We start from the raw sequence: 6,796 nt of genomic DNA on the forward strand, positions 1-6,796 counted from the left end.
AATATGGAATTTTTTGATTTTCATCATCATAATAAAAATATAAGCAAAGGGATTTATAATCTGGAATATGGTGAAACTCCACCGCAATTTCTGTATTCAATAGGAATTCATCCTCAGGATATTCAATTTGAAAAGATTGAATATCAATTCGATTGGTTAAATTCTAATATTACTGAAAACTGTTTTGCGATTGGTGAATGTGGTCTTGATGGATTGATTTCAATTGAGCAAAATTTACAAGAACAAGTTTTTAAAAGGCAAATTGAAATTTCAAATGAGTTTAAAAAACCTTTAATTATTCATTGTGTAAGAAAGTTTTACGAAGTGATTTCTTTCAGGAAGATGGCAAATCAGTCGATGATTATTCATGGTTTTAATAAAAAACAGAGTATTGCTGATGATTTACTTAAAAATAAATTTTATTTGAGTTTTGGAAAAGCTGTTTTGTATAATCTATCTTTGCAGAATGTTTTAAAGACAATTCCTTTAGATAAAATGTTTTTGGAAACTGATAATGAAGATTTTAATATCGAAGAATTATATATAAAAGTTTCAGAATTAAAAGGAATTTCTTTAGAAAGACTTAACGAACAAATTTCAGAAAATTTAGAAACGATTCAGCATGGATAAAGTTTGGCTTGAAAGAACAGAATTATTGATAAAAGAAGAAGGTGTTGAAAAATTAAACAAAGCCGCAGTTCTTGTTGTAGGTTTAGGTGGAGTAGGTTCTTTTGCTGCTGAGTTTTTAGCGAGAGCCGGTGTCGGAAAGATGACGATCGTAGATGGCGACACGGTAGATATTACAAATATCAATAGACAGCTTCCGGCTTTGCATTCTACGGTTGGAAAACATAAAGTAGACGTTGTTTCAGAAAGATTGATGGATATTAATCCGAATCTGGAGCTGGTAAAAGTGAATGAGTTTTTGAATCCTGAAAGAATGGCAGAAATTCTAGACGGTGGAAATTTTGATTACATATTAGACTGTATTGATAGCGTTAGTCCGAAAGTTTCCTTAATTATTGCTGCAAGACGCAGAAAAATAAAAATTGTAAGCTCGATGGGAGCCGGCGGGAAATCTGACCCGTCTAAAGTTATCGTTCGTGATATCAGTAAAACACAGCATTGTCACCTTGCAAGAGAAGTAAGAAAAAGGCTGAAAAAAGAAAAAATTGATAAAGGAATTCGTTGTGTGTTTTCAGATGAAATTCAGGATGAAGATAGCCTAAAAATGACCGACGGCAGCAATTATAAAAGGTCTTTCTATGGAACGATCAGTTTTCTTCCTGCAATTTTCGGATTGTATGCCGCATCCGAGGTTATCAACCACTTACTGAAGAAAGACTAATGTCAGATTTTAAATATCCAAAAGCAGAAAAGCTCAAAAAAGATACTGAGATTACTTTACTTTTTGCAAAAGGTAAATGGAGAAGTTGTGGGAATTTGCGCATCATTATTCTTAAAAATCACCAGGATTTACAAAATGAAAATGTAAAACTGGGAGTTTCGGTTTCCAAAAGGTATTTTAAAAAAGCAGTGTACAGAAATCGTGTGAAAAGACTTCTGAGAGAATGTTACCGTTTAAATAAAGATCTTTTTAAGGCGAGTTTTGGCGATAAAACAATCGCGATGATGTTTTGGGTATCTAATGAACTTCCTGAGAAGTTTCAGGATGTGGAAGCGGAGTTTATTAAATTATGCCAGTCTCAGAAGAAATCATAAAAGATTATAACGAATAAATTATAAGATGTTGCGCTCTATAGAAGCGCAATTTTCGTTTTTCATATTTTTTATAAAGGTTCGGTTTCGAAGGAGTTGAGTCTCATTGCGCTCACTGTGTGAAATTGAGTTTAAGAATTTGAATTTTAGGTATTTGTATTTTTTTTTGTAGCTTTAAACAAACAATTGATGACCTATGTTAGACCAAATTCCTTATCTTCCCTATGTTCTGAGTGCATTTATTGGAATCGGACTTGCCGCGGCAACTGGTTTTAGGGTGTTCTTACCAATGTTTGCGGTGAGTTTAGCGTCTTATTTTCAATGGATTCCCACTCACGAAAGTTTTGATTGGCTTTCTGGTCTTCCTGCGTTAATTGCTACAGGAGTTGCCACTTTAGCAGAAATTTTAGCGTATTATATTCCAATCGTAGATCATTTACTCGATACTGTTTCTGTTCCGATGGCGACGATTGCGGGTTCTGTACTTTTTGCAAGTCAGTTCGCAAATCTAGAAACATTTCCTCAATGGGGATTGGCTTTGATCGCGGGAGGCGGTACTGCAGCAACGATCAGTTCAGGATTTGCAGGAATTCGGGCAGCTTCCACTGCGACAACCGGTGGTTTGGGAAATCCTGTTGTAGGAACTACAGAAACTGCGGGGGCAGGAATTATGGCTGTTTTAGCGATGGTTGCTCCGGTAATCGCAGCTTTTCTGGCAATTATTACGGTGATCGCTGTCGTGATTTTAGGTAGAAAAGCTTTGAGGAAATTAAGAAAGCGAAAAGAAGTTTTGAATAATTAAAATTTAAACTGTTTTCGGTATGATCGCAAGCCAACATTTAGCCAGAGTTTTTCTTTATAATTTCTACAGTTTTAAATAACCAGTTTTCGTTTTCGTTAAATTCAATATTGGGTGTGATGCCAACATATTCGTATTGAAGTAGATCTTTATAGTTTTTATCAAAAACCTTAGTGGGTAGGAAAATTACATAATCATTATTAGGGAATGGGGCTTGATAAATATCCCGAAATGAAGTCATTCCCATCGTGTTCTCTCCAATGGTTTTAATAGGTTTTAATCCTCTTAAATGAAGAATGAACAACTCCGCAGCACTTGCCGTATTTCTGTTTTGTAACACAAAAATATTTTTAGGATCTTTTATCTTTTTAATTCCGCTAAGCAATGTTTCATATGCCATTGCTCCGCCGGGATTATCTCTTACATCAAAAATAATGTTTTTGTATTTTTTATAGTTTGGCAAAACCGATTTTTCGAAAAACCCTACAAACTCTTTGTTTTCTTCAATAGTTAAGTTCCTGAAACTTCTTATTGAAACGTATAATATTTCATTGTCGATGATTTCAAAAGACAATTTTTGTTTAGATCTATTGAAGATCAGGCTTTCTTCTCTAGTGAATTTACTGATGTTAAATTTTTTGATAAGGCTTTCTAAAGATCCTGTTTTGAAATATCTAGGGTCTTTAGAAATAGTATATGAAACCCCTTCGTAAAAATTATTTCCTTTAGTAAATTTTAGAATTAATTCTCCTTTTTTCCAAAATTTTGAATCTGAATTTTTTACATAACCTTTAAAAGAGTTTTGAGCATCTTGAAAAATATAAATATTTATGTTGTCTATTAAAGAGTTGTAAATGTAAGCTGGATCCTTATGTTCGATAAGAGAATCAATATTTATTTTCGGTAATGAGTCGAATTTTTCAGAATTTAAAAAGTTATTAACTGAAGTTGGATCACTAAGGTCAAGGTTATTTTTTACTAAAATTTGCAAATGACCATCCTGGATGGTTCGCATAATTCTTTGTAGATATTCTTTGCAATTATAAGGGTTATTGTCTTTGATTGCAATATTTTTAATAGAGTCTGCTTTTATTTGGAAATCTACTTTATTGTTGACTAAATACTTGTAAGACGGCGATTTTTCTTCTAGGGTTTTAATTAAAAAATCTATATTCTCAGCGCATTTGTTATTTTCTTGAGCGTACGAAAGGCTTGATAATATTGTTGTTAAAATGAAAAATAATTTTCTGATGGTTCGTTTGTTCATAAGATCCCAGCTAACAAAAGTTTGAATTATTTAATTTCAAAAACATCCCGATCATTCAAAAACTGAAAATGGTTTCTGAAATCTTTAAGTTCTTCTAAATTTAATTCGGCAGAAACCAGATTTCCTTTTTTCTGAGAAATTTCTTTACCATCAGCAAAAAAACAATGTGAACTTTCCTGGTAAAAAAGATCATTTCCATCGGTTCCTATTCTGTTTAAACCAAAAACATAAGACAGATTTTCAATAGCTCTTGCTTTCAGTAAATGTTCCCAAGCTCCGACTCTTTTTTCTGGCCAATTGGCAACGTATAAAATAGCATCATAATCGTCATTGTTTCTTGCGAAAACTGGAAATCTTAAATCATAGCAAACTTGCAACAGAAAACGAATTCCAAGATATTCTACGATGACTCTGTCTTTTCCGGGAGTGTAGATCTTATCTTCACCTGAAAAGGAAAACAAATGTCTTTTATCATAAAATATTACTTCAGAATCTGGCTTCACGAAATACATTCTGTTAAAAAACTGATCATTAACTTTTATAGAAGCACTTCCTGAGAATGCTGCGTTTTTCTCTTTCGAAATTTTCTTTAAAAATTCCAATGATTCTTCATTTTTATCTGAAACTTCAGCAGCGTCCATACAAAATCCTGTAGAAAACATTTCCGGCAAAAGAAATAGATCTGCTTCTTGATTTTGTAGCTGTTTTTCGATCAATTGAAAGTTCTCGATCTTATTTTTCCAGATAATATCCTGATTTAATCCTATAATTTTCATGCGAAGATTTCTATTTTTTTTTAATTGCCGTATGGAATCGCCCTTTTAAAATTACATCTATGATTTAAAAATAAACATGGTGATTTCATATTTCAAATTCAAAACTTGCATAAAATTACAGTTTTTAAATGGTTTCGGTTTTATATTTGCTGCAAATTGTGATTAGTAATATTTTAAAATTAAAATCTATGAAGAAATTGGTTTTTATGTTGATGGTTTTTGCCGGAGTGGCAGTCAGCGCACAAGCCTATACCGGAAAGGGGGATCAGAAAGTTAATCTAGGATTCAATGCGTGGGGATATGGTACCGGAATTACTGCGACCTATGATTATGGATTGAACCAGTTGATATCTGTCGGAGCTGGAGCAAATGCTTATTTTGACGGATATAAAGATAATAACGATGATAATCGAGTTTTTATATTTGGAAGAGTTAATTTCCATTTAAAAGAAGCTTTAGAATTGCCTGAGAAGTTAGATATTTATCCAGGAGTTGATTTAGGAGTGCTCGGACGGGACTTTGGAATTGGTGCTCATATTGGCGCAAGATATTTCTTTACAGAAAAAGTAGGTGTTTTTGCTGAAGTAGGGAATAATGGAAGTTTAGGGGTTTCTTTCAATTTTTAAAAAAATCGGACACAATATATGACAAAGCTTCTCATTTAGAGGAGTTTTTTTGTTTGGCATCCTTTTGATAATTGTTACCTTTGCAAATTAAAATCTAAAAATAATTAATGGAATTAGCAATTAAGATCTTTCAATTTATATTAAGCATCTCTATCTTAGTAATTCTTCACGAGCTTGGGCATTTCTTACCCGCAAAATACTTTAAAACCAAAGTAGAAAAGTTTTATCTTTTCTTCGACCCTTATTTTTCTTTAGTTAAGAAGAAAATTGGTGAAACAGAATACGGAATCGGATGGCTTCCTTTCGGAGGTTATGTGAAAATTGCCGGAATGGTTGACGAAAGTATGGATACTGAGCAATTGAAACAACCTGCACAGCCGTGGGAATTCAGAGCAAAACCAGCTTGGCAGAGATTGATCATTATGTTAGGTGGAGTTACGGTAAATTTCTTCCTTGCTTGGTTAATCTACGGATGTCTTTCATTCTTCAATGGTGAAACTTCTTTTGATACAGCGAAAGTAGATGCTCCAATGAATTATACGAGTGTTGCTAAAGGAATGGGTTTTCAGGATGGAGATAAAATCTTAAAAGTTGACGGAAAAACTCAGAATAATCTTGATAAATTAGCTTTAGATGTTTTATTAAGTGATGAAATTACTGTTTTAAGAAACGGAAAAGAAGTTACTTTCCCAACAAATGATGATGGTAAAGCAATGGCTTTCAGAGATGAAAATCCAAGAGCGTTTCTTACACCAAGATTTCCTGCGGTGATCGATTCTATCTACAATCCTAAAACGCTACAAGCTGGACTGAAAGTTGGTGACCAAGTTGTTGCTGTAGATGGAAAGAAAATTTCTTATTATGATGAATTTCAGGAAACTGTAAGAAATAATCCAGGGAAAGACCTTAAAGTAGATGTAATGAGAGGTGGAGCAATTCAACCGCTTGTTTTATCGGTATCTAAAGAAGGAACTTTAGGATTGGCTTCTTATAAGCAATTGACAAAATTCTACGAAACGAAGCATTTTACTTTTGGAGAATCTATCGGAAGAGGTTTCACGAGAAGTATTGAGAGTTTAACGTATCAGGTAAAGCAGTTTAAACTGATTTTCAATAAAAAAGTTCAGGGTTATAAGAAAGTTGGTGGTCCATTGGCTATCATCAAAAATATGCCTGTTGATAAAGCGAAAGACGGAAGTGTGTCTATTGACTGGACGGCTTTCTGGAGTTTTACAGCGATGTTCTCTGTTTGGTTGGCGTTCCTTAACTTAATTCCGATTCCTGGATTGGATGGTGGTCACGTTATTTTCACTTTATATGAAATGATCGTTGGAAAACCTGTTCCACAAAAGATATTGGAGAATGCTCAAATGGTTGGGGTTATCTTCCTGTTAGGCTTGATGTTACTTATTTTTGGTGCAGATATTTTTAAAATCATTACCAATAAATTTTAAAAATTATTAAAAAAAATAAATAAAAAACTTGCGTGGTTCAAATATCAGTACTATATTTGCACCACTCTAAAAGAGGAACATTCCTCCTTAGCTCAGTTGGTTAGAGCATCTGACTGTTAATCAGAGGGTCCTTGGTTCGAGCCCAAGAGGAGGAG

At 33.4% G+C, this 6,796-nt stretch carries 8 protein-coding genes and 1 tRNA gene; 7 read left to right on the top strand and 2 right to left on the bottom strand.

The features are described from left to right. Positions 1-3: 3 nt before the first annotated feature. The 4 genes from AB671_RS06925 to AB671_RS06940 all read left to right on the top strand — a co-directional run bounded on the left by AB671_RS06925 (position 4) and on the right by AB671_RS06940 (position 2,521). The gene (locus tag AB671_RS06925; protein ID WP_066675343.1) at positions 4-630 is read left to right on the top strand and encodes a TatD family hydrolase; all 627 of its coding nucleotides are present in this window, start codon (positions 4-6) and stop codon (positions 628-630) included. Beyond that, positions 623-1,348, top strand: a complete 726-nt coding sequence (locus tag AB671_RS06930) for a ThiF family adenylyltransferase (protein ID WP_066675341.1) — start codon at positions 623-625, stop codon at positions 1,346-1,348. Before AB671_RS06925 ends, AB671_RS06930 begins: the two co-directional genes overlap by 8 nt. Beyond that, positions 1,348-1,722, top strand: a complete 375-nt coding sequence (gene rnpA / locus AB671_RS06935) for a ribonuclease P protein component (RefSeq protein WP_066675339.1) — start codon at positions 1,348-1,350, stop codon at positions 1,720-1,722. The genes AB671_RS06930 and rnpA overlap by 1 nt, the downstream gene beginning before the upstream one ends. A gap of 193 nt (positions 1,723-1,915) precedes the next feature. After that, entirely contained in the window at positions 1,916-2,521 is a 606-nt protein-coding gene (locus AB671_RS06940; RefSeq protein ID WP_066675337.1) for a DUF4126 domain-containing protein, read from the top strand. Positions 2,522-2,558: 37 nt separating this feature from the next. On the opposite strand, the gene AB671_RS06945 is transcribed toward AB671_RS06940, so the two are convergent. Together AB671_RS06945 and AB671_RS06950 are read right to left on the bottom strand one after the other, a co-directional pair. Next, positions 2,559-3,785, bottom strand: a complete 1,227-nt coding sequence (locus AB671_RS06945) for a S41 family peptidase (RefSeq protein ID WP_066675335.1) — start codon at positions 3,783-3,785, stop codon at positions 2,559-2,561. Positions 3,786-3,811: 26 nt separating this feature from the next. Next, positions 3,812-4,561, bottom strand: a complete 750-nt coding sequence (locus AB671_RS06950; RefSeq protein WP_066675334.1) for a nitrilase-related carbon-nitrogen hydrolase — start codon at positions 4,559-4,561, stop codon at positions 3,812-3,814. A 188-nt stretch (positions 4,562-4,749) separates the two neighbouring features. Here AB671_RS06950 and AB671_RS06955 point away from each other — a divergent pair, with 188 nt between their 5' ends. The 3 genes from AB671_RS06955 (at position 4,750) to AB671_RS06965 (ending at position 6,796) form a co-directional block, all read left to right on the top strand. Beyond that, on the top strand, positions 4,750-5,187 hold the full coding sequence (locus AB671_RS06955) for a DUF6646 family protein (protein WP_066675442.1): 438 nt from the start codon (positions 4,750-4,752) through the stop codon (positions 5,185-5,187). A 107-nt stretch (positions 5,188-5,294) separates the two neighbouring features. Then, the gene (gene rseP, locus AB671_RS06960) at positions 5,295-6,641 is read left to right on the top strand and encodes an RIP metalloprotease RseP (protein WP_066675332.1); all 1,347 of its coding nucleotides are present in this window, start codon (positions 5,295-5,297) and stop codon (positions 6,639-6,641) included. An 81-nt stretch (positions 6,642-6,722) separates the two neighbouring features. After that, positions 6,723-6,796, top strand: a tRNA-Asn gene (locus AB671_RS06965).

It is taken from the genome of Chryseobacterium sp. BGARF1 (genome assembly GCF_001677955.1).
In the GTDB taxonomy this organism is placed as follows: Bacteria; Bacteroidota; Bacteroidia; order Flavobacteriales; family Weeksellaceae; genus Chryseobacterium.

Excerpts from the sequence above, each read along its gene's own strand:
- AB671_RS06925 (WP_066675343.1), top strand. The coding sequence starts at position 4 with ATGGAATTTTTTGATTTTCATCATCATAATAAAAATATAAGCAAAGGG.
- rseP (WP_066675332.1), top strand. The coding sequence starts at position 5,295 with ATGGAATTAGCAATTAAGATCTTTCAATTTATATTAAGCATCTCTATC.
- AB671_RS06950 (WP_066675334.1), bottom strand. The coding sequence starts at position 4,561 with ATGAAAATTATAGGATTAAATCAGGATATTATCTGGAAAAATAAGATC.
- AB671_RS06955 (WP_066675442.1), top strand. The coding sequence starts at position 4,750 with ATGAAGAAATTGGTTTTTATGTTGATGGTTTTTGCCGGAGTGGCAGTC.
- rnpA (WP_066675339.1), top strand. The coding sequence starts at position 1,348 with ATGTCAGATTTTAAATATCCAAAAGCAGAAAAGCTCAAAAAAGATACT.
- AB671_RS06945 (WP_066675335.1), bottom strand. The coding sequence starts at position 3,785 with ATGAACAAACGAACCATCAGAAAATTATTTTTCATTTTAACAACAATA.
- AB671_RS06930 (WP_066675341.1), top strand. The coding sequence starts at position 623 with ATGGATAAAGTTTGGCTTGAAAGAACAGAATTATTGATAAAAGAAGAA.
- AB671_RS06940 (WP_066675337.1), top strand. The coding sequence starts at position 1,916 with ATGTTAGACCAAATTCCTTATCTTCCCTATGTTCTGAGTGCATTTATT.